The organism is Streptomyces sp. NPDC050264 (assembly GCF_040655895.1).
Lineage (GTDB): Bacteria > Actinomycetota > Actinomycetes > Streptomycetales > Streptomycetaceae > Streptomyces.
Genome location: NZ_JBFAKV010000013.1, coordinates 170,746 through 193,659 on the forward strand (window position 1 = coordinate 170,746; position 22,914 = coordinate 193,659).

Sequence of the window (22,914 nt, forward strand, 5' to 3'; positions counted from 1 at the left end):
CCGGGCGCCCGACCCGGCTCCCGGCTCACGCATGACCAAATTTTGTACTGCTCCATCCAAAACGTGCATCCAGCACAACGTTCTCCGGAGGGACCCTCATGCCACGTGCCGTCTACGTCCTGGCTTTCGGCGTCTTCGCGATGGTGACCAGTGAGTTCGTCGTCGCGGGCCTGATGCCGCAGATGGCGCACGGGCTCCACGCGACGATCGCGCAAATCGGCTATCTGATCACCGCGTTCGCCGCAGCGATGGCGTTCGGCGGCCCGTTCCTCACCGTGGCCCTGCTCAAGGTCCCGCAGAAGCGGGCCCTGGCCATCCTGTTCGCCGTCTTCCTCGCCGGCAACGTGCTGGCCGCGACCGCGTCGACGTACGCCGTGATGCTGGCCGCGCGCCTCGTGACCGGTGTCGCCTCGCAGGCCTTCTTCGGTGTGGCCCTGTCCCTGTGCGCGCAGCTGACCCGGCCCGAGGTGCGGGGCCGGGCCGTGTCCGTGGCGCTCAACGGGCTGATGCTGGGCACCCTGCTGGGACTGCCCCTGGCCACGTACATCGGGGACCGGCTCGGCTGGCGGGCCGCGTTCTGGGTCGTGTCGGCGCTGGCCGTGCTCGCCGCCGTGGCCACGCTCGCCGGAGTACCGAACATCCCCGGGACCAGCGGCTCGGGGCAACTCCGCGCCGAATTCCGGGTGTTCCGCTCCGCGCGGCTGTGGCTGACACTGTCCACCAGCACCCTGGTGATCGGCGCGACGTTCGCCGCGTTCAGCTACCTCAACCCGATCCTCACCGGGATCTCCGGATTCACCACGGGCACCGTGCCGCTGCTGCTGGTGGCGTACGGGGCGGCGACCGTCGTCGGCAACATGGTCGTCGGGCGGCTCGCGGACCGGCACACCCTCACCGTGCTGCTCGCCGGCCTGGCCCTCAACTCCCTGTTCCTGCTGGGCTTCGCGCTGTTCGCCCAGCTGAGTGCCGCGGCCGTGCTGTGCATGCTGGGCATCGGGCTGGTCGGCGTCACCATGAATCCGGCGATGGCGGTGCGGGTGCAGCGCAGGGCGAACGCGGGCGCGCTCGTCACCTCCGTGCACACGTCGTTCATCACGCTCGGCATCATCGTGGCGACCTCGGTGGGTGGCGTGGCCATCGACGCGTACGGGCTGCGGGCGCCGCTCTGGCTCGGCCTGGTGCTCGCCGTCGCGGGCATCGCCACCCTGGTGCCGGATCTGCTGGAGCGCGGGAAGAGGGCGGCCGCCGTGTCCGGGGAACGCGAGCCCGACCCGGTCGGCGCACGCGTCTGACGGATCAGGCCTCCGCGAGCGCGGCCAGCGGATCGTCGAGAACGGGCTGCCAGGCCAACTCGGCCGCCCCTACAAGGCTGTTGTGGTCGAGCGTGCACGCCAGGATGGGGACGCCGCCGCTGCGCCCCCACAGGCTGCGGTCGGCCACGACGGCGCGCAGCCGCTCCGGGGCGGCGTCGAGGAGAGCGCGGTGCAGTCCGCCGAGGATGATGCGGTCCGGGTTGAGGATGTTGACCAGGCCCGCGAGACCGAGTCCGAGCCGGTCGACGAGCGTCTCGACGGCCGCGCGCACACCGAGGTCGTCCCGGGCCTCGCGCAACAGCCCGAGCGCCTGTTCCAGGAGCGAACCGTCGGGGTCCGGGGCACGGCCGGCCGCGGTGAGGAAGGCCAGCGGATCGGCCTCCACGTCCAGGCAGCCGCGGCTGCCGCAGTGGCAGGGGCGGCCCTCGGGGTTGACGGTGAGGTGCCCGACTTCCAGGGCGAGCCCCGAACTGCCCGTGTGCAGACGGCCGTCGATGACCAGGGCGCCGCCGACGCCGCGGTGTCCGGTGGCGACGCACAGCAGGTCGCGGGCGCCGCGCCCGGCACCGTGCCGGTGCTCGGCGAGCGCGGCGAGGTTCACGTCGTTCGCGGCGAACGCGGGGATGCCCGGGGCGGCCTCGCGCACGCAGTCGGCGAAGATCTGCCGCACCCGGGACCCGGCGGGCCAGGCCAGGTGCAGCGGGTTGAGGGCGGTGCCCTCGGGTTCCGCGACCGCGGACGGCACGGCGAGGCCCGCACCGGCACAGCGCCGCCCGGTGGTCTGAAGGAGCCGGACGCCCGCCTCCACGACGGAGCGCAGCACGTCCGCCGGATCGGGGTCGATGATCTCGCAGCCCGGGGTCGTGGCGACGATGCGGCCGCCGAGTCCGACGAGGGCCGCGCGGTAGCCGTCGGCGTGCACCTGCGCGGCGAGCACCACCGGCCCGTCCTCGGCGACCGAGAGGCGGTGCGAGGGGCGGCCCTGCGAACCGGCCGCCGCGCTCGGCCTGGCGTCGATCCGGATGAGGCCGAGCGCTTCGAGTTCGGCCGCGACGGCGCCCGCCGTGGCGCGGGTCACGCCGAGTTCGGCGGTGAGGACGGCGCGGGTCGGCGCCCGTCCGGTGTGGACGAGTTCGAGCGCCGGACCGAGCGCGCCGCGGCCTCGCTCCAGGCGTGGTGCCCGCGCTGCCCCGTCGCCCGCCGTGTGGCCCCCGTTCCCGGAGGCCGGCCTGCCGCCCATCAGTAACTCCTCGCCCTGATCACGGTCAGGAATGGTATCCGGTGAACGCCGCTCGGCCCGTCGATGAACGCCGGCGAACGCCGTCTCACAGACCGCTGACCCGCAGCGTGATGTTGAGCCGCCCCTCCAGGCCCAGCTCCGGGGGCGCCGTCCCGCGCAGGGTGCGCGGCACCCCGTGGTACGCGAACCGGGACGGCCCGCCGAACACGAAGAGGTCCCCGCTGTGCAGCTCCACGTCCGTGTAGGGCTTCGTCCGGGTCTCGGTGTTCCCGAACCGGAAGACGCACGTGTCGCCGAGGCTGAGCGACACCACGGGCGCCGCCGATCTCTCGTCACGGTCCTTGTGCAGGCCCATGTGGGCGTCCGCGTCGTAGTAGTTGACCAGCGCGATGTCGTACTTCTCCGGCTCCTCCGGTGGAGCCTGGTCGCCGTACGCGGCGCTCACCGCGCGCCGGCCGAGCGCGGCCAGCTCCGGCGGCATCGCCTTCACCGGCTGCCCGTCACCGTCGACAGCGGTACGCGCGTACCCGTACGGGAACCAGTGCCAGCCGAGCCCGAACTGCCGCACCGTCATCAGGCCGCCGCCGGGCAGCCGCACCTCGCGCAGGCCCGCGGGCCCTCGCGCCCAGTCCCGGCACGACTCGACGAGCGCGCGTTGGCGCGCCGGGTCGAGCCAGTCCGGGACGTGGACGGCTCCGGGGGCGATCTCCTCGGGCGGGCGGGCGAACAGTCCGGGTCCGGTCATGCCCTCCATCCTGCGCCCTGGACGTCAGCCCCGCACGGCGCCCTCCCGGCGCAGGTCCAACTCCCTTTGCACGCGGGCGACATCGGTGGCGAACGTGCGGTACAGGGTGGTGAGGAAGAGGCCGTTGACGATCATGAGGATCACCAGGACCCAGAGGAAGACGGGCCGCAGCCCGATCCGGTCACCGAGGAAGCCCGCGCCGAGGCCGAAGACCGCCCAGGCGACCGCCTCGAAGATGTTGATGTAGATCGCGAAGGCGGCGGCGCGCAGCTCCGGCGGCACGACGGCCATCACCATGGGCCGGTTGACCGGCGGATTCACCCCCTGTGCAAGGCCCATCAGGCCGAAGAACACGGCGAACGGGACGATGGAGCCGTAGCCGATCTGGGTGCCGAGGAACGCCACGGCCGCGAACGCGAACTGGGCCCCCTGCAGGACGGCGACCAGGCCGTGGCGCGGGCTGCGGCGCACGGCGCGGTCGGCCGCCCAGCCGCCGAGGACGGTGCCCGCGAAGTACCCCATGCCCTGCGGCAGCAGCACCACGGAGGCGGTCTCCGTGCGGAAGCCGTACACGTCCACGAGGTACACGATGCCGAATGTCGAGATCAGCAGGTGCCCGGACAGGAGGCGGGAGACCAGGAGGAGGGCGAGGCTGCGGATGCGCAGCAGGGCGACGGCCCTGGCCCAGGTGAGCCGCGGTGCGCGCTCGCGTGCGGCGGGGTCGAGGTCGGCGAGCTGGCGTTCGGCCGCTCCGTGTCCCGGGTCGCGCAGCCGGCGCCACAGGGCGAGGCCGAGAGTTACGTTGAAGGCGCCGATGCCCCACAGCCCCCAGCGCCAGCCGTCGTCGAGGCGGGCGAGCTGGCCGGTGAGCGGGGCGAGCACCGATGCGGCGAGGGCGACGGCGCCGTAGACGGCCCCGACGGCGCGGCCTCGGGAGGCGTCGCCGAACAGGTCGCCGATGATCTCGTTGATGAGGGGGTGGGCGGCGGCGTACCCGGCGGCGAGGATCGTGTAGAGGACGAGGAGTTGGCCGAAGGTCTGGGCGAAGCCGGCGGCGATGCCCCACACGCCCCACAGTCCGGTGGCGACGACGAGGACGGATCTGCGGGAGAAGCGCTGTGCGGCCATCACCCACAGCGGCCCGGTGACCACGCCGACGATCTTGCTCGCGGCGGTGAGGGTGCCCAGTGCGCCGAGGGAGACCCCGAGGGACTGCCGGATCAGCGGGAACAGTCCGGCGACCAGGCTCGCCTCGGTGCTGTCGACGAGCAGGGTGCCGCCGAGCAGCGACATCTGCCCCCACCGCTTCGGCGCCGCGGCCGTGCGGGGGCTCTTGGTCATTCCGGCGGGACCCTCGATAAGCTCGGGCATCGCGCCACCTCTTTTCTGCGTGTGAGACGTCGGGGACGGGGAGGGTGCTCGAGCCGGTGACGGGGTGGCCGCCCTGTCACCGGCTTTTCTCCTGCGGACTCGCGCGCCGCTCAGAGCGTGGCGAGTTCCTGTGCTACGAGGTGCAGGCCGGGCGGCGGGAGGAGCCCGCCTGCCATCGCGGCGACGTCCAGCAGCGGTGTCGGGCCGAGGAGTTGGAGGAGTTCGGAGTCGACGACGCCGGGCAGGTGGCGGCGGAGCACTTCGACGGCCGCGGGGTCGGAGATGAGGGCCGCAAGCGGGGTGCGCAGCGAGTAGCGGCCCTCGGGGTAGTCCTCGGGGCGCGGCAGCGGGAGCGCGGTCCGCTCGGCCCGTTCGCGCTGGGCCCGGACGAGGAGGTGGTCCTCGGTGACGGGGCCTTCGGCGGGCAGCCCGAGCCGCTCGTACTGGCTCGGCGGGGCCTCGTTCGCCCGCATCAGTTCGACCAGGAGCCCTGCCATGCGCAGCTCGACGGCGTCGTCGACGAGCGGACTGCGCTGCTCGGGGTCGGCGGCCACGTCGTAGAGCAGCGTGCCGTGTTGGTAGGGGTTGAAGAAGGAGCGGCCCGGCACGCGCAGGGTGCGGACGCCCTTGGTGAAGCCGAACGGCTCGGCGAGTTCGAGGTCCGTGAGTTCGGCGGGGGTGAAGCGGCCGCGCATGTGTGTCGGCATCAACGTGTGTTCTTCGAGCGGGGAGTTGGCGGCTGTGAGCGGGGCGCGCATGTACACGTACCGTCCGTCGGTGACGTTGACGTGTCCGCCGTGGATGCCGAACAGGCCTGCTGCGCGTACGGGGGTGTCGTCGGCGACGGGGAGTGGCGCGCCCTGCATGTCGGGCGGGGTGGCGACGCCGAAATAGTCGAGGAGTGTCGGTGCCACGTCGACGGTCTGCACGAGGGCGGAACGGCGTTCCCCCGCGGTTCCTCGCCGGGGGTCCCAGACGAAGAGCGGCAGATGGACCAGTTCGTTGAACCAGGGCTGGACGCTCTTGCCCCACCAGCCCTTCTCGCCGAGCAGCAGCCCGTGGTCGGTGTTGACGATGAGCAACGTGTCGTCCCACAGGCCGAGTTCGTCCATCGTGTCGAGCACCCGGCCGAGCGAGTGGTCGCACATGGACAGCAGGGCGCCGTACTCGTAGCGGGCGTGCGCCACTTGGTCGTCCGTCTCGACGACACGCTTGTAGTCGGGCCAGTCGAAGTGGGGGCCGTCGTATGCGTGCGGATACAGGTCCTTGTACTTCTGGTGGCTGAAGAACGGCTCGTGCGGGTCGAAGGTCTCGATCTGCACGAACCACCGGTCGGCGTCCGCGTTGGTGTGCAGGAACTCCAGGCCGGCGTCGAAGGTGAGGGTCTGCGGGTGGCGGTCCTCGGTCGCCATGTGCGCGCGGTTCACCCGGTCCTGCCGGTAGATCCCGCCGAGCCGCACCTTCTTGAGGTCCTCGGGCATCTCCGGGTCGGTGACCTGCCCCTTCCAGGGGTCGCCCTCCTGCCCGCGAAAGAACTCCCAGGTGGAGTAGCGGCCGTGGTAGGTGGCACCGCCGTCCTCCCAGTAGTGCGGGTGGTCGCTGACGAGGTGGGTGTGGACGCCGTTCTGCTTGAGGAGTTCGGGCATGGAGTCGTCGAAGGGTTCGAGCGGGCCCCAGCTGCGGTGCAGGAAGTTGTGGCGCCCGGTGTGCAGTTCACGCCGCGCGGGCATGCAGGGCATCGATCCGGCGTACGCGTTGTCGTAGGTGACGGTGTGCCCGGCGAGGCGGGCGAAGTTCGGTGCGTGGGTCCAGTCGCCGCCGTACGGCGGGAGCATGCGCCGGTTGAGGCTGTCGAACATGACCATGATGGCCTTCATCGTGAAGTCCCCTTCTCGCGCCGGTCGTTGAGCAGGCCCAGCATGCGTTCCAGCCACTCCACCCACCGGTCGACGGAGGCGGCGCCGTACGCGTGCATCTCGTCGCCGATGCGCTGGGCGAAGGCCTGGTCGATCTCGGGCAGCGCGTCCTCGAACCGGAGGGTGCGGTCGCGGTGGCGGTTCTTGGCGATCTGGGCGCGGCGGTAGGCGAGTTCGGTCTCCACCAGGCGGATCGCCGCCGCCGTGTCGAGGGACGCGGCGAACTGGAACCGGGCCATGAAGTCGACGTCCTGGAAGCGGCTGGGCGGGTCGTACGGGGAGTGCACCCATTCCATGAGGACGCCGCGGCCCTGCGGGGTGAGCCGGTAGACCTTCGCGTCGGGCCGCCCTTCCCGCGGATCGACCTCGTACGTCACCCAGCCGTCGGCGACCATGCGCGCGAGCAGCCGGTAGATCTGGCTGTGGTGGGCCCGCGAGCGGACGAACTGCCCTTCCGTCTCCAGCCATTTGCGCAGGTCGTAGCCGCTTCTCGGGCGGTAAGACAGCAGAGCGAGCAGCACGTGCTCGAACCTCATGACGCCACCCCTCTCTATGTGTACCTTCACCTATGTGCAGAGATTCATATCGACGGGAACCGAGGGGCGTCAATGGTTCCGCCCGGGGTTTGACGAGGCGTTCTCAGGGCGTTCACGAACGCGCGTGTGCCCGGCAGTCGCGACTGCCGGGCACACAACGGGAGCGGTGCGACGACGGACTCAGCCCCGCACCACCGCGATCAGTTCGCTCACGGTGCGGGACATGGCCTCGCGACCGACCGTCAGGTACTTCCGCGAGTCGACCGCGTCGGGGTGCGCCGCGAGGAACTCCCTGATGGCGGCGGTCATCGCGATGTTCAGGGCCGTACCGACGTTGACCTTGGCGATGCCACCGCGTACGGCCGCCGTCAGCTCGGCGTCCGGCACCCCGGAGGAGCCGTGCAGCACCAGCGGTACGCCGAACTCACGGAGGCCCTCGGCGAGCCGCTTGAGGAGATCGTGATCGAGGGCGGCGGTGCGGGTGGTCATGGCGTGCGAGGAGCCGACCGCGACGGCGAGGGCGTCCACGCCCGCGTCGGACACGTACGCGCGGGCCTCCCCCGGGTCGGTACGGGCGCCCGGCGCGTGCGCGTCGAGCGGCGCCGACCCGTCCTTGCCGCCGACCTCGCCCAGCTCGGCCTCGACCCACAGGCCGTGGGCGTGGCCCCAGTCGGCCGCGGCGCGGGTGGCGGCGAGGTTCTCGTCGTAGGAGAGGCGTGCGGCGTCGTACATCACCGAGCTGAATCCGGCGTCGGCGGCCTGCCGCAGCAGCTCGTCGCTCTGTACGTGGTCGAGGTGGAGGGCGACGTCGACGTGGGCCTGTTCGGCGACGGCGGCCGCGGCGCGGGCCAGCGGCAGGAGCCGGCCGTAGCGGTAGCGGACGGCGTTCTCGGAGATCTGCAGGATGACCGGCGCGTCCGCGGCCTCGGCGCCCGCGACGACGGCCTCGATGTGTTCGAGCGTGATGACGTTGAAGGCGGCGACGGCGCCGCGCCGGGCCGCGGCCGCGCCGACGAGCGTCCCTGTTGCTGCGAGGGGCACTGCCCCTCCTTTCAAGTGGCCGGGGAGAGCGGTCAGTTGGTGCTGAGGATCACCGAGCGCGTGAGGTGGCGGGGCTGGTCGGGGTCGAGACCCTGACGCGCGGCGACCGCGACGGCCAGGCGCTGGGCGCGGACGAGTTCGGCCAGCGGGTCGAGCCGGCCCTCGACCCACAGGGCGCCGGTCGCGGCGACCTGCTCGGCCAGGCCCTCGGGCGCCTCGCCGAGCATCCAGGTGGCGGTGCCCGCGGTGGTGACGCTGATCGGGCCGTGGCGGTACTCCATCGCGGGGTACGCCTCGGTCCACGACAGGGACGCCTCGCGCATCTTCAGCGCGGCCTCGTTGGCCAGGCCGACGGTCCAGCCGCGGCCCAGGAAGCTGAACTGGCCGCATTCCACGAGCCCTTCGGGCAGCGGCTCGGCGAGCGCGGTGCGCGCGTCGGCGACGGCCTGCTCGGTGTGCAGGCCCAGGTGGGCGCGGATCAGGGTGAGCGCGGTGGTGGCGAAACGGGTCTGCACCACGGACTGCTCGTCGGCGAAGTCGAGGACCACCAGGTCGTCGGCGGCCGTTTTGATGGGCGTGTCCGGGTCGCCGGTGATCGCGGTCGTGCGGACCGTGCCCTTGAGGGCGGCCAGCAGGTGGAGGACCTCCGTGGTCGTGCCGGACCGGGTCAGCGCGATCACCCGGTCGTACGTCCGCCCGGCCGGGAACTCCGACGCCGCGAACGCGTCGGTCTCGCCCTGCCCCGCCTGCTCGCGCAGCACGGCCGCGGCCTGCGCCATGAACCAGGAGGTGCCGCAGCCGATGATCGCGACCCGCTCTCCCGCCGCCGGCAGGGCCGCCTTGTGTGTGAGGGCCAGCTCCGCGGCCCGCGTCCAGCACTCCGGCTGGCTGTTCAGCTCGTTCTCGACATGACTCATGCCGTACCCACTCCCCAATATGGCGTGCGGGCGCAAGCGCGCCGCGCGATGATTGTTCCTGCAAGATATAGCGAGCTTTCAATCACTATCAAGCAATCTCGCGCAAACGGCTAAGGTCTGTTCCACCGAGCCGATCGACGATTGGAGGCCGCGGATGTCCCGCGACGCCCGCTGGAAGTCCCTCCTGGAACTGCTCGTCGAGCGCGGCCGCCTCGACGTGGAGGTGGCGGCGACCCAACTGGGCGTCTCCGCCGCGACGATCCGGCGCGACTTCGACCAGCTCGCGGAGCAGCAGATGCTGGTGCGCACCCGCGGCGGCGCCGTCGTGCACGGCGTCAGCTACGAACTCCCGCTGCGCTACAAGACCGCGCTCGGCGCCGCCGAGAAGCAGCGCATCGCCAAGGCCGTCGCCGAACTCCTCACCCCCGGTGAGGCGGTGGGACTCACGGGGGGTACCACGACGACGGAGGTGGCACGGGCGCTCGCCGTCCGGCCCGACCTCGCCTCCGGCACCCCGGCCCTGACCATCGTCACGAACGCCCTGAACATCGCCAACGAGCTGGCGGTGCGCCCCCAGTTCAAGATCGTGCTGACCGGTGGCGTCGCCCGTCCGCAGTCGTACGAGTTGATCGGACCGCTCGCCGACGGCGTACTCGGCCAGGTCACTCTCGACACGGCGGTGCTCGGCGTCGTCGGCCTCGACGTCACGCACGGTGCCTCCGCGCACGACGAGGCCGAGGCCGCGATCAACCGGCTGCTGTGCGAGCGGGCGGAGCGCGTGGTGGTCGCGGCGGACTCCAGCAAGCTGGGCCACCGGGCGTTCGCGCGGATCTGCGACCTGGCACAGGTGGACATCCTGGTGACGGACACCGCGGCCGACAAGGAGACGCTCGGCCGGTTCGAGGAGGCGGGGGTCCAGGTCGTCGCGGTCTGAGCGGACACGACAGGAGCAGGCGCGCGGGGTACGCACCCCGCGCGCCTTTCGTATGCCCCGGCCTCCCCCGACCCCCTTGTCCCCAACGGAACCCCCGTCTTACCCTTATTTTGTGCCGCAACTAAACAAACTCGGAGCCGTCAGCGCCGACGGCCCGCACCCCCCGCCCCTGTCCCGACTGCGCCTCGCCCTCACCGTCTTCTTCGCCCTCGACGGATTCATCTTCGCGGGCTGGGTCGTGCGCATCCCCGCGATCAAGGAGCAGACGGGGGCGTCGGCGAGCACCCTCGGGCTCGCGCTGCTCGGGGTGTCGGCCGGGGCCGTCGTCACGATGATGCTGACCGGCGGGTTGTGCCGCCGGTTCGGCAGTCACGCGGTGACCGTGGTCTGCGGTGTACTCCTCCCCCTCACCGTCGCCCTGCCCCCGCTGACGCACTCACCGCTCGCACTCGGCCTCGTCCTGCTGGTCTTCGGAGCCGCGTACGGCGGGATCAACGTGGCGATGAACAGCGCGGCCGTCGATCTCGTCGCCGCGCTCGGCCGGCCCGTCATGCCGAGCTTCCACGCCGCGTTCAGCCTCGGCGGCATGGTGGGCTCGGGCCTCGGCGGCCTGGTCGCGGGGCAGCTCTCCCCCACCCGGCACCTGCTGGCGATCACCGTGGTCGGGCTCGTGGTCACCGCGGCGACCGCACCGACCCTGCTGCGCCACACCCCGCCGCGCCCTCCGGAACGCATAGCCGACGACAGACCGCGCCCCGTCGGCCGAGGGGCCCGCGGGACCCGTGGCCTGGTCCTCGTCTTCGGGCTCATCGCCCTGTGCACGGCGTACGGCGAAGGGGCCCTGGCGGACTGGAGCGCGCTCCACCTGGAACAGGATCTGCACGCCCACCCGGGCGTCGCGGCCGCCAGTTACTCCTGCTTCGCGTTGGCCATGACGATCGGCCGGCTGTCCGGCACGGCCCTCCTCGAACGGCTCGGCAGGACAAGGACGTTGGTGTGCGGCGGGGCGATCGGCGCGGCCGGTATGCTGCTCGGCTCGCTCGCGCCCTCGGTATGGCTCACCCTCGTCGGTTTCGCCGTCACCGGACTCGGCCTGGCGAACATCTTCCCCGTGGCGGTCGAGCGGGCCGGAGCGCTCGCCGGCCCGACCGGCGTCGCCGCGGCGTCCACCCTCGGCTACGGCGGCATGCTGCTCGGACCACCCGCGATCGGCTTCATGGCGGACTGGTTCTCGCTGCCCACGGCCCTGACGAGCGTGGCGCTGCTCGCGGCGGTGGCGGCGACGATCGGCTTCGCCACTCGTCGCGTGGCCACGGCCTGAATCCAGAAAACCCCTGCCGTCGGGCCGACTTCACCCGGCACACTCGCCCCATGGAGATTGCCGAACACCTTCACGTCCTGGACACGGAGGGCCGCCGGCTCGCGGCGGCCGCCGAGCGGGCGGGGGTCGACGCCAAGGTGCCGACCTGCCCCGGCTGGCAGATCCGCGACCTGCTGCGGCACACGGGGATGGTGCACCGCTGGGCGGCTGCGTTCGTCGCCGAGGGACACACGGCGTACCACCCCGACGGGGGCCTGCCCGACCTCGACGGGGAGCCGCTGCTCGACTGGTTCCGGCAGGGGCACACCTACCTCGTGGACACGCTGACGCAGGCGCCGCCTTCCGTGACGTGCTGGGCGTTCCTGCCCGCGCCGTCACCGCTCGCCTTCTGGGCGCGGCGGCAGGCCCACGAGACGACGGTGCACCGGGTGGACGCGCAGTCGGCGCTGACGGCGACGCCGGACCCGATCACCGAGGATCTCGCGGTCGACGGGATCGAGGAACTCCTGCGCGGGTTCCACGCCCGGAAGAAGAGTCGGGTGCGCTCCGCAGGACCCAGGGTGCTGCGCGTACGCGCGACGGACGCCGACGCGACATGGACGGTGCGCATCTCCGAAGAGCCACCGGTGGCCGAGCGGGGCGCGCGGGGCGAGGCGGACTGCGAGCTGGCGGGGCCCGCCGCGCGTCTCTACTTGTCGCTGTGGAACCGGCTGCCGTTCCCGTCCCTGACGGGCGACGCGTCGGTGGCCGCGCTGTGGCGGGAGCGCTCCGCGATCACCTGGGGCTGACCGGCCCCCGGCGACAACGGCCGGTCAGGCGCCGGGCTCCAGCATCCGGCTCAGGACGGCCCGTTGCAGCGGCCGCACCTCGCCGTGCAGATCGCGTCCTTTGGAGGTGAGGCAGACCCGCACTCCGCGCCGGTCCTCGCTGCACATGCCGCGCTCCACGAGCCCGTCCTTCTCCAGGCGCCCGATGAGGCGGGACAGGGCGCTCTGGCTCAGATGGACCTGCGAGGCGATCTCCTGCACCCGGAACCCGGACGTGCCGTCCTCCGCGGCGCCTTCGGCAAGCACGTCGAGAACCTCGAAGTCGCTTGCGCCCAGGCCGTGTCGATGCAGTTCACGGTCGAGCTCGCACATCGTGCGCGCGTGAACCGCGAGGATGTCCCGCCACTGATCCACGAGGCCCGACGCGGCCCTCGCTTCCGACTTCTGTGCCGCCATGTACCGCACCGTAGCAGAAATGGCGCCTTTTGTTGCATCGGAATTAAATGCACTTGCAGTCAATGCATGCGCATGTACCGTGCTCCGCATGACCTCTCCGCTCACCACCGCTCCGTCGTCCCCGGAGCCTTCCGCACAGGTTCAGGAGCGCTGGTCCCCTCGCTTGTGGGGGACCCTGCTCGTGCTCTGCGCCGCGATGTTCCTCGACGCGCTCGACGTGTCGATGGTCGGCGTGGCCCTGCCCTCGATCGGCTCGGAACTGGGCCTGTCGACCTCGACGCTGCAATGGGTCGTCAGCGGCTACATCCTGGGCTACGGCGGCCTGTTGCTGCTCGGCGGCCGTGCGGCCGACCTGCTCGGGCGGCGCCGCGTCTTCCTCATCGCGCTCGGCGTCTTCGCGGTCGCGTCCCTGCTCGGCGGGCTCGTCGACTCGGGGCCGCTGCTCATCGCGAGCCGCTTCATCAAGGGGTTGAGCGCCGCGTTCACCGCGCCCGCCGGCCTTTCCATCATCACGACCACGTTCGCCGAGGGCCCGCTCCGCAACCGCGCCCTGTCCATCTACACCACCTGCGCCGCCACCGGTTTCTCCATGGGCCTCGTCCTCTCCGGCCTGTTGACGGAGGCGAGCTGGCGCCTCACCATGCTGCTGCCCGCGCCGATCGCCGTGATCGCGCTGCTGCTCGGCCTCAAACTGATCCCGCACAGCGCCAAGGAGGAGAACCACCGCGGCTACGACATCCCGGGCGCCATCACCGGCACCCTCTCCATGCTGCTGCTGGTCTTCACCGTGGTGCAGGCGCCGCAAGCCGGCTGGGGCTCGCCGCGCACCCTGCTCTCCTTCCTCGCCGTCGCCGTGCTGCTCACCCTGTTCCTCCGCATCGAGCGCCGCTCGCCGGGACCACTGATCCGGCTCGGGGTGCTGCGCTCCGGCTCGCAGATCCGTGCCCAGCTGGGCGCGATGACCTTCTTCGGCAGTTACGTCAGCTTCCAGTTCCTGGCGACGCTGTACCTGCAGTCGCTGCTGGGCTGGTCGGCGCTGAGCATGGCCCTCGCGTTCCTGCCCGCGGGCGCCCTGGTGGCCCTGTCGTCGACGAAGGTCGGCGCGATCGTGGACCGCTTCGGCACGCCCCGGGTGATCGCGGTGGGCTTCGCGCTCATGGTGCTCGGCTACGCCCTGTTCCTGCGGATCAGCCTCGACCCGGTCTACGCGGCCGTCATCCTGCCGACGATGCTGCTGATCGGCGCGGCCTGCGCCCTGGTCTTCCCCTCGCTCAACATCCAGGCCACCAACGGCGTGCACGACGACGAGCAGGGCATGGTCTCCGGTCTGCTCAACACCTCCGTGCAGGTCGGCGGCGCGATCTTCCTCGCGGTGGTGACGGCCGTGATCACCGCGAACGCCCCCGAGGGCGCTTCGCCGCAGGCGGTCCTGGACAGCTACCGCCCCGGCCTGGTGGTCGTCACCGCTGTCGCCCTGGCGGGTCTGCTGGTCACGCTCCCCGGTCTGCGCACGCGCCGCCCGCAGGACACCGTCGTGGTCGTCACGTCCGTACACAAGGAGGCCGACGAAGCACGGCTCGCGCTCCGGGACTGACATCGTTTCGCAGCCCCCGCGAGCGATGCCCGGCCCACCGGCCCGTGGTCGGTGAGCCGGGCATCGCGGGGTAACCGGGAAGGAACATGTCCGGTGAAACCGAGGGGGTACAAGCCGTGCACACCTTCAAACGGTGGCTCGACCACAGCCTGGCCGCACAGGGCGCCGCGATGTTCCTGGTGGGCACAGGACTCTCCGCCCTGTTCCGGCCGTCGGAGCATCCCGCGTTATGGGTGATCAAGGGCGCGCTGTACACGGGGATCGCCCTCGCCTTCCTGGCCGCGCAGCGCCGCAGGGCCGGTCGCGCGGCCGGCACCGATCAGCGGGGAGTCGCCGCCCTCTCCCGCAAGATCCGCCACGGCGAGGAGCCCCACGACCCCGCCGAGCGGACCGCGATGCGGGGCCTGGTCGACGACCAGTTGAGGCAGATCGAGCGCGGTCGCCGGTGGCTGCCGTACTGGCTGGGCTTCATGGGGCTGATCGCCGCCGGCCTGCTGGCCCTCGGTATCGCCACCGGATCGTGGACCTTCCCGGCCGTCTTCGCGGTCGGCACGGCCGGGTTCTGCACGTGGGTCCTCTGGATGCGTCGCCGTTCCCTGGAGCGGCTGCGCCACATGGACACGGCCCTGCGCCCCGCCCCGGGACACGAGGACGCGTACGCGGCTCAGCCCAGCCAGCCGGGACGGACAAGGCCCGACTCATAGGCCAGGACGACCAGTTGGGCGCGGTCGCGAGCGCCCAGCTTGACCATCGTGCGGCTCACGTGGGTCTTCGCGGTGAGCGGGCTGACCACCAGACGGCGCGCGATCTCCGCGTTGGACAGACCGATGCCGACGAGCGCCATCACCTCCCGCTCCCGCTCGGTCAGTCCGGAGAGCGGCACGGCGGCCGTCGGCTCCTTGGAGCGGGCCGCGAACTCGGCGATCAGGCGCCGGGTGACGCCCGGCGACAGCAGCGCGTCCCCGTGCACGACGGCCCGTACGGCGCGCAGCAGTTCGGCCGGTTCGGTGTCCTTGACGAGAAAACCGGAGGCCCCGGAACGGATCGCCTCGAAGACGTACTCGTCGAGTTCGAAGGTGGTGAGCATGACCACCTTCACCGCCGCGAGATCCGCGTCGGCGCCGATCCGCCGGGTCGCGGCGAGCCCGTCCAGGAGAGGCATCCGGATGTCCATGAGGGCGACGTCGGGCCGCAGTTCACGCACCGCGCGCACCGCTTCCTCCCCGTCGGCGGCCTCGCCCGCGACCTCGATGTCGCTCTGCGCGTCGAGCAGTGCCTTGAACCCGGCGCGGACGAGCGACTGGTCGTCGGCGAGCAGTACGCGGATCAACCGAGGGCCTCCTGTGACGACGGGGGTGACGAGAGCGATGAGGTCGGGGATTACGCGGAGGTGAGCGGCAGTTCGGCGACGACACGGAAGCCGCCGTCCGGGCGCGGACCCGCCTCGATCGTGCCACCGAGGGCGGCGGCGCGCTCGCGCATTCCGGCGAGTCCGTTGCCGCTGCCGCCCGCCTCGGCGTGGCTCGCGGGCCCGTCGTCGTCGGCGGTGAGCGTCAACAGGCCCTTCGCGTAGCGGAGTCGGACCCGCGCCCGGCGCGATGCGGAGTGCCGTACGACATTGGTGAGCGCTTCCTGCACGATCCGGAACGCCGCGAGGTCGACGCCCGGCGGCAGCGCCGGCCGCTCCCCGTCCGTTCGTACGTCGACGGTGAGTCCGGCCCCGGCCGCCTGCTCGACGAGCTCCGGCAGCCGGTCGAGGCCGGGCGCGGGGGCCCGCGGCGCGTCCCCTGGAGCCCTGAGCGTGTCGAGGACCTGCCGCACCTCGCCCAGCGCTTCCTTGCTCGCGTCCTTGATGGTGGCCAGGGCGGTTCTCGCCTGTTCCGGGTCCGAGTCGAGCAGGGCGAGCCCGACGCCCGCCTGCACGTTGATCACGGAGATGGAGTGGGCCAGTACGTCGTGCAGTTCCCGGGCGATGCGCAGCCGCTCCTCGTCGGCCCGCCGTTAGGGGCGTACCCGGCTTTGCGCCCGGTGCGGCGAGAGTGCTTGCCGGGCGTCACCGGGCAGAGGGGAGTTTGAAGACAGACCCGAGCGGGGTGGCTTCCGGCCGGGCTACCGCAGCAGGCCGACCCCGTGGGCGAGCCCCGCCGCGGCATGGGTGAAGAACGCGGCGCGGTCCTCGACGACCCGGTGGAACTGGCCGAACACCTCGAAGCCGACGAGCCCGAACAGCTGGGCCCACGCGGCGACGAGCGCGGCCGCCACCTCCGGGGGGAGGTCCGGGGCGAGGTCGGCGGCGATCCGGCGTGCCTCGGCCCGCACCCCGGGTGTCAGCGGCGGCAGCGCCACCCCCTTGCCCTCGTAGGCCTCGCGCACGATGCCGATGAGCAGCAGCCCGACCCGGGAAGCGGCCGGGACCGTGCTGGTGGGGGCGGTGTAACCGGGAACGGGCGAGCCGTAGATGAGCGCGTATTCGTGCGGATGCGCCAACGCCCACGCCCGCACGGCCTGGCACACGGTGACCCAGCGACCGGTCGGCGTCGGCTCGTCGCCGACGTCGCGGAACGCCGCGTCCGCCTCTTCTGCCGCCGCGCCCAGGGAGTCGTACGCGTCGATGATCAGGGCGGTCAACAGCTCGTCGCGGCTGGGGAAGTAGCGGTACAGGGCCGAGGAGACCATGCCGAGTTCGCGGGCGACGGCGCGCAGCGAGAGCTTGGCGGCGCCGTCCTCGGCGAGCTGTCTGCGCGCCTCGTCCTTGATGGCGGCGGTGACCTCCTGCCGCGCGCGGGCGCGGGCTCCCTGCGTGGCGCGTGGGGGCGTGCTGCGGCTCGTACTCATGAGGTCAGTGTCGCACGCCTGCGGAGCACTGCACACACTTTGGAGCGGCGCACTGAAAAGAGAGCACTGCTCTTGCCAAAGATCACCGATCTCGTGCAGACTGCTCTCAAGCGAGAGCAGTGCTCTCACACGTCACTTCCTGGGGGATCCCGTGTCCACGTCTGCGCACGTCCAGAAGCCCGGCTGGTTCACCCTCAACGTCCTGAACCGCTCCGTGTCGTGGCTGACCCGCCGGGGCCTCAGCGTCTGGGGCTCCCGGGTGCTGGCCGTCCGCGGCCGCAAGAGCGGCGCCTGGCGCACCACTCCCGTCAACCTGCTGACGGTCGACGGCCAGCCGTACCTCGTCGCCCCCCGCGGCCATGTGCAGTGGACGCACAACATGCGGGCCGCGGGCGGCGGGGAACTGCGCCTGGGCAAGAAGGCCGACGCGTTCACCGCCACCGAGGTCGCCGACGACGACAAGCCCGCACTGCTGCGCGCCTACCTCAAGCGCTGGAAGGCCGAGGTCGGCGTGTTCTTCAACGGGGTGGGCCCCGACTCGTCCGACGAGGAACTGCGCCGCATCGCCCCCGACCACCCCGTGTTCCGGGTCGACCTCAAAGGCTGACCGCTCGGCGCCGGACCGCCGGGCCGGCCGCTCAGCGTTCGAGCCGCGACAGGGCCCGTCCCGCCATGGGATGCGTCCTCACCAGCTCGGCGAGGGTGGAGGAGCCCCGGGTGATCCTCGCGAACGCGTTCCACGCGGGACGGAATCCGGTGAGCGCCGCGTGCAGCAGACCCGGCTTGCGCTCGAAGAGCGTCAGCATGCTCTTGCCGACGGCCATCTCGACGCCGAGCCCGGCCTTGATGGCGAACGCGTAGTTCAGCGCCTGCCGGCGGGCGTCCACCGCGTCGTGCGCCTCGGAGACGCGCACCGCCCACTCCCCCGCGAGCCGCCCGGAACGCAGCGCGAACGAGATGCCCTCGCGGGTCCACGGTTCGAGCAGCCCCGCGGCGTCGCCGCAGACCAGGACCCGGCCGCGGGAGAGCGGCGAGTCGTCGGCGCGGCAGCGCGTCAGGTGCCCGGAGGAGATCGCCGGCTCGAACCCGGCGAGCCCGAGCCGCCCGATGAAGTCCTCCAAGTACCGCTTGGTGGCGGCTCCTTCGCCGCGGGCAGAGATCACGCCGACGGTGAGGGTGTCGTCCTTCGGGAAGACCCAGCCGTAACTGCCGGGCATCGGGCCCCAGTCGATGAGGACGCGGCCGCGCCAGTCGTCGGCGACCGCCTGCGGAACCGGGATCTCCGCCTCCAGGCCCAGGTCGACCTGGTCGAGCTTGACCCCGACGTGCGCTCCTATGCGGCTGGCGCTGCCGTCCGCGCCGACCACGGCCCGCGCGAGCACCGTCTCTCCGTCCTGGAGGACAACGGCGACCGTGCGCCGGTCGGGCACCCCGGAACCGTGCTGCTCGACGCGCGAGACGGTGGCGCCGGTACGCAGTTCGGCGCCCGCCTTCTGCGCGTGCTCGACGAGCTGCGCGTCGAACTCGGGCCGGTTGATGAGCCCGAACAGCATGCTCTTGGAGCGCCGGGTCCGCGCGTACTTGCCGTTCAGGGAGAACGTCACCGCGTTGATCCGGTCCTTCAGCGGCAACTCGAAGCCGGGCGGCAGCGAGTCCCTCGAGGGGCCGATGATGCCGCCGCCACATGTCTTGTACCGCGGGATCTCCGCTTTCTCCAGAAGCAGGACCCGCCGTCCGGCGACCGCGGCCGCGTAGGCGGCGGACGCCCCGGCGGGGCCCGCGCCCACGACGACGACGTCCCACACCTCCATGGCCCGCTCGTCGTCCATGTCGTTGCCGCCCGTCGAGTTCTCGCTGCTCACGATGGTCTACTGCTCCCGATCCAGCTGCCTGCCGCACGTTTCCCAGGCATCCTACGGCGGGCCGTCCCGTGACCTGCTGTGGGAGGATCATCGGCACACCCCGTACAACGTCGCACCTACGAGGAGCGTGCCCATGTCGCCGCGTCCGATCGCCGAGACCGTCGCCTCCCTTCTGCCCCGCGCGAAGGCTGAGCTGGCCGAACTGGTGGCTTTCAAATCGGTGGCGGATTTCGCTCAGTATCCGAAGAGCGAGAGTGAGGGCGCCGCGAACTGGGTCGCCGACGCGCTGCGCGACGAGGGCTTCGAGGACGTCGCGCTGCTCGACACCCCGGACGGCACCCAGTCGGTCTACGGCTTCCTGCCCGGGCCCGCGGGCGCGCCGACGGTGCTGCTGTACGCGCACTACGACGTGCAGCCGCCGCTGGACGAGGACGCGTGGGTGACGCCGCCGTTCGAGCTGACGGAGCGCGAGGACGGCCGCTGGTACGGACGCGGCGCGGCCGACTGCAAGGGCGGTGTCCTGCTGCACCTCCTGGCGATCCGCGCGCTCAAGGCGAACGGCGGGGTCCCGGTCGGCGTCAAGGTGATCGCGGAAGGCTCGGAGGAGCAGGGCACCGGAGGCCTCGAGCGCTACGCCGAGCAGCACCCCGACTTGCTGCGCGCCGACACGATCGTCATCGGTGACGCGGGCAACTTCCGCGTCGGCCTGCCCACCGCGACGGCCACGCTGCGCGGCATGACGCTGGTCCGCGTCCAGATCGACACCCTCGAAGGCAATCTGCACTCCGGCCAGTTCGGCGGCGCGGCACCCGACGCGCTGGCCGCGCTGGTGCGCGTACTGGACTCGCTGCGCGCCGAGGACGGCTCCACGACCGTCGACGGTCTGGAACCGTCGGAGTCCTGGGACGGGCTGCAGTACGAGGAGGACGCGTTCCGCAAGGACGCGAAGGTGCTCGACGGGGTCGAACTGATCGGATCGGGCACGGTCGCCGACCGCATCTGGGCGCGGCCCGCCGTGACCGTGCTCGGCATCGACTGCCCGCCGGTGGTCGGCGCGACGCCGTCCGTGCAGGCCGGCGCCCGCGCGCTGATCAGCCTGCGCGTGCCGCCGGGCACGGACGCCGCCGAGGCGACCAAGCTCCTGATGGCGCACGTCGAGGCCCGCACCCCGTGGGGCGCCCGGGTGCAGGTCGAACAGGTCGGCCAGGGCCAGCCGTTCCGCGCGGACACCGCCAGCCCCGCGTACGCCGCGATGGCGGAGGCGATGGCGGAGGCGTACGACGGCCAGGAGATGCAGTACGCGGGCCAGGGCGGCTCCATCCCCCTCTGCAACACGCTCGCCTCGCTCTACCCCGAGGCGGAGATCCTCCTCATCGGCCTGAGCGAGCCGGAGGCCCAGATCCACGCGGTCAACGAGAGTGTGTCGCCGGAGGAGTTGGAGCGTCTCTCGGTGGCGGAGGCGCGCTTCCTGCAGAAATACGCGGCCGCCAACTGACCGCCCGACCCGCCCGGTCGGCCGCTTCTCTGCCCAGAGCCGAGTAGGACACGGTCGTGTCCGTGAGCTTCGTACGGTCGTTTCATGACGACCTACAAGCTGACGGACACGATCGACCTCACTCCCCGGCTCCGCCTGCTGCGCTTCCCCGTGGGGCAGGCCTATCTCTGGCGCGACGGCGCCGAGTTGACCCTGATCGACGCGGGCGCGGCCGGGGCCGGTCAGCCGATCGCCGACGCCGTACGCGAGTGGGGGCACGCTCCCGAGGACGTACGGCGGATCGTGCTCACACACTTCCACGAGGACCACGCGGGCGGCGCCGGGGAGTTCGCGCGGCTGAGCGGGGCCCAGGTGTACGCACACCGGAACGACGCGCCGTTCGTGCGGGGCGAGGCCGAGGGGCCCGACCCCGTCCCGGAGGACTGGGAGCGCCCGCTCCACGCGCAGGCACTGGCTCAGCTCCCGCCCCGGCCCGTCCGGCCCGTACTCCCGCCGTCCGTCGAGGAGTTGGCGGACGGTGACGTCCTCGACTTCGGGGACGGGGCGCGGGTGGTCGGCGCGCCGGGGCACACCGACGGCTCGATCGCGCTCCGACTCCCCGCGCACGGCGTCCTGTTCACGGGCGACGCGGTGGCCGCCTCGCCCGTGGACGGTCAGGTCATGCTCGGCGTACTCAATCTGCAGCGCGACCGGGCCATCGCCTCCTTCCGGCGGCTCGCCGCGCTCGACAGCGACGTGGCGTGCTTCGGTCACGGGGACCCGGTGGTGGGCGGGGCGGCCACAGCGCTGCGCACGGCAGCGGCACCGTACGCACCCGCCTGACGCTGTCAGCCGACCGGGACTCCGGCCTCCAGATAGTGGACGGCGCCGCGCTCGCGGGCGCGAAGGGCCCAGCGCAGCCGCTCGAAGCGGACCGGGGGCAGCAGCCCGGCCGCCTCGCTCTCGCTCACGAACCGCCAGGCCCGCAACTCCGGTCCGGGCAGCAGGACGTGCCGTGCCGCGGCACTCGTCAGCGGCCCGCCGTCGAAGAGCAGCCGCAGGCCGCCGTAGCGGGGCGGCACGGGCGACTCCCAGTCGACGACCAACAGCCTTGGTACGTCGCTGAGTTGGATCCCGGTCTCCTCGGCGACCTCCCGCATCCCGGCGCGGGCGGGCGCCTCGCCCGGCTCGACGACACCACCGGGGAACTCCCAGCCCGGCTTGTACGTGGGGTCGACGAGCAGCACCCGCCCCTCCTCGTCGAAGAGCAGCACGCCCGCGGCGACCGTCTCGGCGGTCGGCTCCGGGGTCTGCACGATGTCGGACAGGGGCGCCTCCCCGGTACGCACCGCGGCGGCGATCCGCACGGCGGTGTCGTACGGGGTCAGCGCGCTGTTGTCCACGAGGTAGGCGTCGGCGGCGAGCCAGTTCGCCAGGGCGGCGCGGTAGGGCTCGATGTCCGTGGGAGTCTCGCCACCGGGGTCCCGCTCGCGCAGGATCGTTTCCCCGGGAGCAAGGAGCACATGGCACACAGGGATCCGCCGGGCCGCGAGACCGCCGAAGATCTCGTCCCGGTACTCCTGTCGCAACAGCCCCATCGGCACCACGAGCACTCCGCCCACCTCGGCGAGCAGGGCCGCCGCGGTGTCCACCACGAGCCGCCGCCAGATCGGCAAATTCTGATGGTCGCTCACCTCGGCGAGCCGCTTGGGCGGCAGCAGCCGCTCCAGCTCGCCGTCGATCACCTCGGGGTCGAAGAGCGTGCAGTTCGGGAGCAGATCGATCAGCTCCCGTGCGGCGGCGGTCTTCCCCGCACGGGACGCACCGTTGACCCAGACGATCACGGTTCCCCCTCATCCGTCGGCCTCCTGAGGCTTGCCCGCAACACCCCGCTGCGGAAACCAGATGCTGATGAGGGGCGGTTTCCGGGCACATTTCAGAGCCCGACGATCACCCTCTGGCGGTCGGCGGTTCATAAGTCGGAGGCACGTTGTCAGTGCCGCCCGCTAGTCTCTTCACATGATCCCCACCGAGTCCCGTGCTCCCGCGCGGTCTGCCGACGAGTTGAACGAGCAGATCCGCGGCCTCATGGCGCGCTCCGGCGGCCGATTGAGCGACTCGCAACGCCGGGAGTACGAGGTGCTCGTGGTGGAGTGGGCGGCCGCGGTCCGTGGGGAGATCGTGAAGGCGGCTTGAAACGCGACGGCACAGGGCTTGCAGCCGAAGCCTCACGGTTCTGCGCTGGCGGACTCCACCTGTGTGGTTGCGGGCTGAGGGCCATAGTCTCGCGGCTCAGGGCCGGGACAGCTGCGGACTGACGGTTCACGGCTTACGGACGACAGCCCACCGCTCACGGATGACGACTGCGGCTACCGGCCGGCTCACGACCCACGGCTGACGGACGCCAACCGACGGGCCACAGCTGGCGGATGCCGGCTCACCGCTCACCGACGACGAGCACGGCTGACAGCGCACGGCTTACGCACGACAACCGACGGGCCACAACTAGCCGATGCCGGCTCACCGCTCACCGACAACGAGCACGGCTGACAGCGCACGGCTTACGCACGACAACCGACGGGCCACAACTAG

Annotated in this window: 22 protein-coding genes and 1 pseudogene; 10 read left to right on the plus strand and 13 right to left on the minus strand. The window is 72.0% G+C overall.

Annotated elements, in window-relative coordinates:
• The first annotated feature begins 98 nt into the window (after positions 1-98).
• The gene (locus AB0J02_RS24090; RefSeq protein ID WP_363195808.1) at positions 99-1,292 is read left to right on the plus strand and encodes an MFS transporter; all 1,194 of its coding nucleotides are present in this window, start codon (positions 99-101) and stop codon (positions 1,290-1,292) included.
• Positions 1,293-1,296: 4 nt separating this feature from the next.
• On the opposite strand, the gene AB0J02_RS24095 is transcribed toward AB0J02_RS24090, so the two are convergent.
• The 7 genes from AB0J02_RS24095 to AB0J02_RS24125 form a co-directional block, all read right to left on the minus strand.
• A complete protein-coding gene (locus AB0J02_RS24095; RefSeq protein WP_363195809.1) occupies positions 1,297-2,553 on the minus strand; it encodes an ROK family protein in 1,257 nt (418 codons plus the stop codon).
• Between the two features lie 85 nt (positions 2,554-2,638).
• Entirely contained in the window at positions 2,639-3,298 is a 660-nt protein-coding gene (locus tag AB0J02_RS24100) for an alpha-ketoglutarate-dependent dioxygenase AlkB (RefSeq protein ID WP_363195810.1), read from the minus strand.
• A gap of 24 nt (positions 3,299-3,322) precedes the next feature.
• A complete protein-coding gene (locus AB0J02_RS24105; protein ID WP_363195811.1) occupies positions 3,323-4,669 on the minus strand; it encodes an MFS transporter in 1,347 nt (448 codons plus the stop codon).
• 110 nt (positions 4,670-4,779) lie between these two features.
• Positions 4,780-6,546 (minus strand): sulfatase, encoded by a 1,767-nt coding sequence (locus AB0J02_RS24110; RefSeq protein WP_363195812.1) that lies wholly within the window; start codon positions 6,544-6,546, stop codon positions 4,780-4,782.
• A complete protein-coding gene (locus AB0J02_RS24115) occupies positions 6,543-7,121 on the minus strand; it encodes a PadR family transcriptional regulator (protein WP_363195813.1) in 579 nt (192 codons plus the stop codon). Before AB0J02_RS24115 ends, AB0J02_RS24110 begins: the two co-directional genes overlap by 4 nt.
• A 180-nt stretch (positions 7,122-7,301) precedes the next feature.
• Complete coding sequence (locus tag AB0J02_RS24120; RefSeq protein WP_363195814.1) at positions 7,302-8,162, minus strand: class II fructose-bisphosphate aldolase; 861 nt, start codon at positions 8,160-8,162, stop codon at positions 7,302-7,304.
• A 32-nt stretch (positions 8,163-8,194) separates the two neighbouring features.
• Entirely contained in the window at positions 8,195-9,079 is an 885-nt protein-coding gene (locus AB0J02_RS24125) for an SIS domain-containing protein (protein WP_363195815.1), read from the minus strand.
• Between the two features lie 154 nt (positions 9,080-9,233).
• On the opposite strand from AB0J02_RS24125, the gene AB0J02_RS24130 reads away from it, so the two are divergent.
• The 3 genes from AB0J02_RS24130 to AB0J02_RS24140 all read left to right on the plus strand — a co-directional run bounded on the left by AB0J02_RS24130 (position 9,234) and on the right by AB0J02_RS24140 (position 12,122).
• Positions 9,234-10,013, plus strand: a complete 780-nt coding sequence (locus AB0J02_RS24130; protein WP_363195816.1) for a DeoR/GlpR family DNA-binding transcription regulator — start codon at positions 9,234-9,236, stop codon at positions 10,011-10,013.
• Between the two features lie 112 nt (positions 10,014-10,125).
• Positions 10,126-11,334, plus strand: coding sequence for an MFS transporter (locus tag AB0J02_RS24135; protein ID WP_363195817.1), 1,209 nt, complete (start codon positions 10,126-10,128; stop codon positions 11,332-11,334).
• A 50-nt stretch (positions 11,335-11,384) separates the two neighbouring features.
• Positions 11,385-12,122 (plus strand): maleylpyruvate isomerase family mycothiol-dependent enzyme, encoded by a 738-nt coding sequence (locus AB0J02_RS24140; protein WP_363195818.1) that lies wholly within the window; start codon positions 11,385-11,387, stop codon positions 12,120-12,122.
• Between the two features lie 24 nt (positions 12,123-12,146).
• On the opposite strand, the gene AB0J02_RS24145 is transcribed toward AB0J02_RS24140, so the two are convergent.
• Positions 12,147-12,557, minus strand: a complete 411-nt coding sequence (locus AB0J02_RS24145) for a MarR family transcriptional regulator (protein ID WP_363195819.1) — start codon at positions 12,555-12,557, stop codon at positions 12,147-12,149.
• 88 nt (positions 12,558-12,645) lie between these two features.
• On the opposite strand from AB0J02_RS24145, the gene AB0J02_RS24150 reads away from it, so the two are divergent.
• Both AB0J02_RS24150 and AB0J02_RS24155 read left to right on the plus strand, forming a co-directional pair.
• On the plus strand, positions 12,646-14,151 hold the full coding sequence (locus AB0J02_RS24150; RefSeq protein WP_363195820.1) for an MFS transporter: 1,506 nt from the start codon (positions 12,646-12,648) through the stop codon (positions 14,149-14,151).
• Positions 14,152-14,237: 86 nt separating this feature from the next.
• Positions 14,238-14,855, plus strand: coding sequence for a hypothetical protein (locus tag AB0J02_RS24155; protein ID WP_363195821.1), 618 nt, complete (start codon positions 14,238-14,240; stop codon positions 14,853-14,855).
• On the opposite strand, the gene AB0J02_RS24160 is transcribed toward AB0J02_RS24155, so the two are convergent.
• The 3 genes and pseudogenes from AB0J02_RS24160 to AB0J02_RS24170 all read right to left on the minus strand — a co-directional run bounded on the left by AB0J02_RS24160 (position 14,816) and on the right by AB0J02_RS24170 (position 16,986).
• A complete protein-coding gene (locus AB0J02_RS24160) occupies positions 14,816-15,481 on the minus strand; it encodes a response regulator transcription factor (RefSeq protein WP_363195822.1) in 666 nt (221 codons plus the stop codon). The two genes, AB0J02_RS24155 and AB0J02_RS24160, sit on opposite strands and share 40 nt — an antisense overlap.
• A gap of 50 nt (positions 15,482-15,531) precedes the next feature.
• Positions 15,532-16,152 (minus strand): annotated as a pseudogene (locus AB0J02_RS24165) (sensor histidine kinase); the annotation flags it as partial.
• 108 nt (positions 16,153-16,260) lie between these two features.
• Positions 16,261-16,986: a TetR/AcrR family transcriptional regulator gene (locus AB0J02_RS24170; protein WP_363195823.1), complete on the minus strand. Its 726-nt coding sequence runs from the start codon at positions 16,984-16,986 to the stop codon at positions 16,261-16,263.
• Positions 16,987-17,125: 139 nt separating this feature from the next.
• On the opposite strand from AB0J02_RS24170, the gene AB0J02_RS24175 reads away from it, so the two are divergent.
• Positions 17,126-17,593 (plus strand): nitroreductase family deazaflavin-dependent oxidoreductase, encoded by a 468-nt coding sequence (locus tag AB0J02_RS24175; RefSeq protein ID WP_363195875.1) that lies wholly within the window; start codon positions 17,126-17,128, stop codon positions 17,591-17,593.
• Positions 17,594-17,624: 31 nt separating this feature from the next.
• On the opposite strand, the gene AB0J02_RS24180 is transcribed toward AB0J02_RS24175, so the two are convergent.
• Complete coding sequence (locus tag AB0J02_RS24180; RefSeq protein ID WP_363195824.1) at positions 17,625-18,848, minus strand: geranylgeranyl reductase family protein; 1,224 nt, start codon at positions 18,846-18,848, stop codon at positions 17,625-17,627.
• A 133-nt stretch (positions 18,849-18,981) separates the two neighbouring features.
• Here AB0J02_RS24180 and AB0J02_RS24185 point away from each other — a divergent pair, with 133 nt between their 5' ends.
• Both AB0J02_RS24185 and AB0J02_RS24190 read left to right on the plus strand, forming a co-directional pair.
• The gene (locus AB0J02_RS24185; RefSeq protein ID WP_363195825.1) at positions 18,982-20,343 is read left to right on the plus strand and encodes a dipeptidase; all 1,362 of its coding nucleotides are present in this window, start codon (positions 18,982-18,984) and stop codon (positions 20,341-20,343) included.
• A gap of 84 nt (positions 20,344-20,427) precedes the next feature.
• Positions 20,428-21,165, plus strand: coding sequence for an MBL fold metallo-hydrolase (locus AB0J02_RS24190; protein WP_363195826.1), 738 nt, complete (start codon positions 20,428-20,430; stop codon positions 21,163-21,165).
• 5 nt (positions 21,166-21,170) lie between these two features.
• Here the strand turns inward: AB0J02_RS24190 and AB0J02_RS24195 are convergent, their stop codons facing one another.
• The gene (locus tag AB0J02_RS24195; protein WP_363195827.1) at positions 21,171-22,166 is read right to left on the minus strand and encodes an NUDIX hydrolase; all 996 of its coding nucleotides are present in this window, start codon (positions 22,164-22,166) and stop codon (positions 21,171-21,173) included.
• 175 nt (positions 22,167-22,341) lie between these two features.
• Between AB0J02_RS24195 and AB0J02_RS24200 the strand changes: the two genes are divergently transcribed.
• Entirely contained in the window at positions 22,342-22,518 is a 177-nt protein-coding gene (locus tag AB0J02_RS24200; RefSeq protein WP_363195828.1) for a hypothetical protein, read from the plus strand.
• Positions 22,519-22,914: the final 396 nt, after the last annotated feature.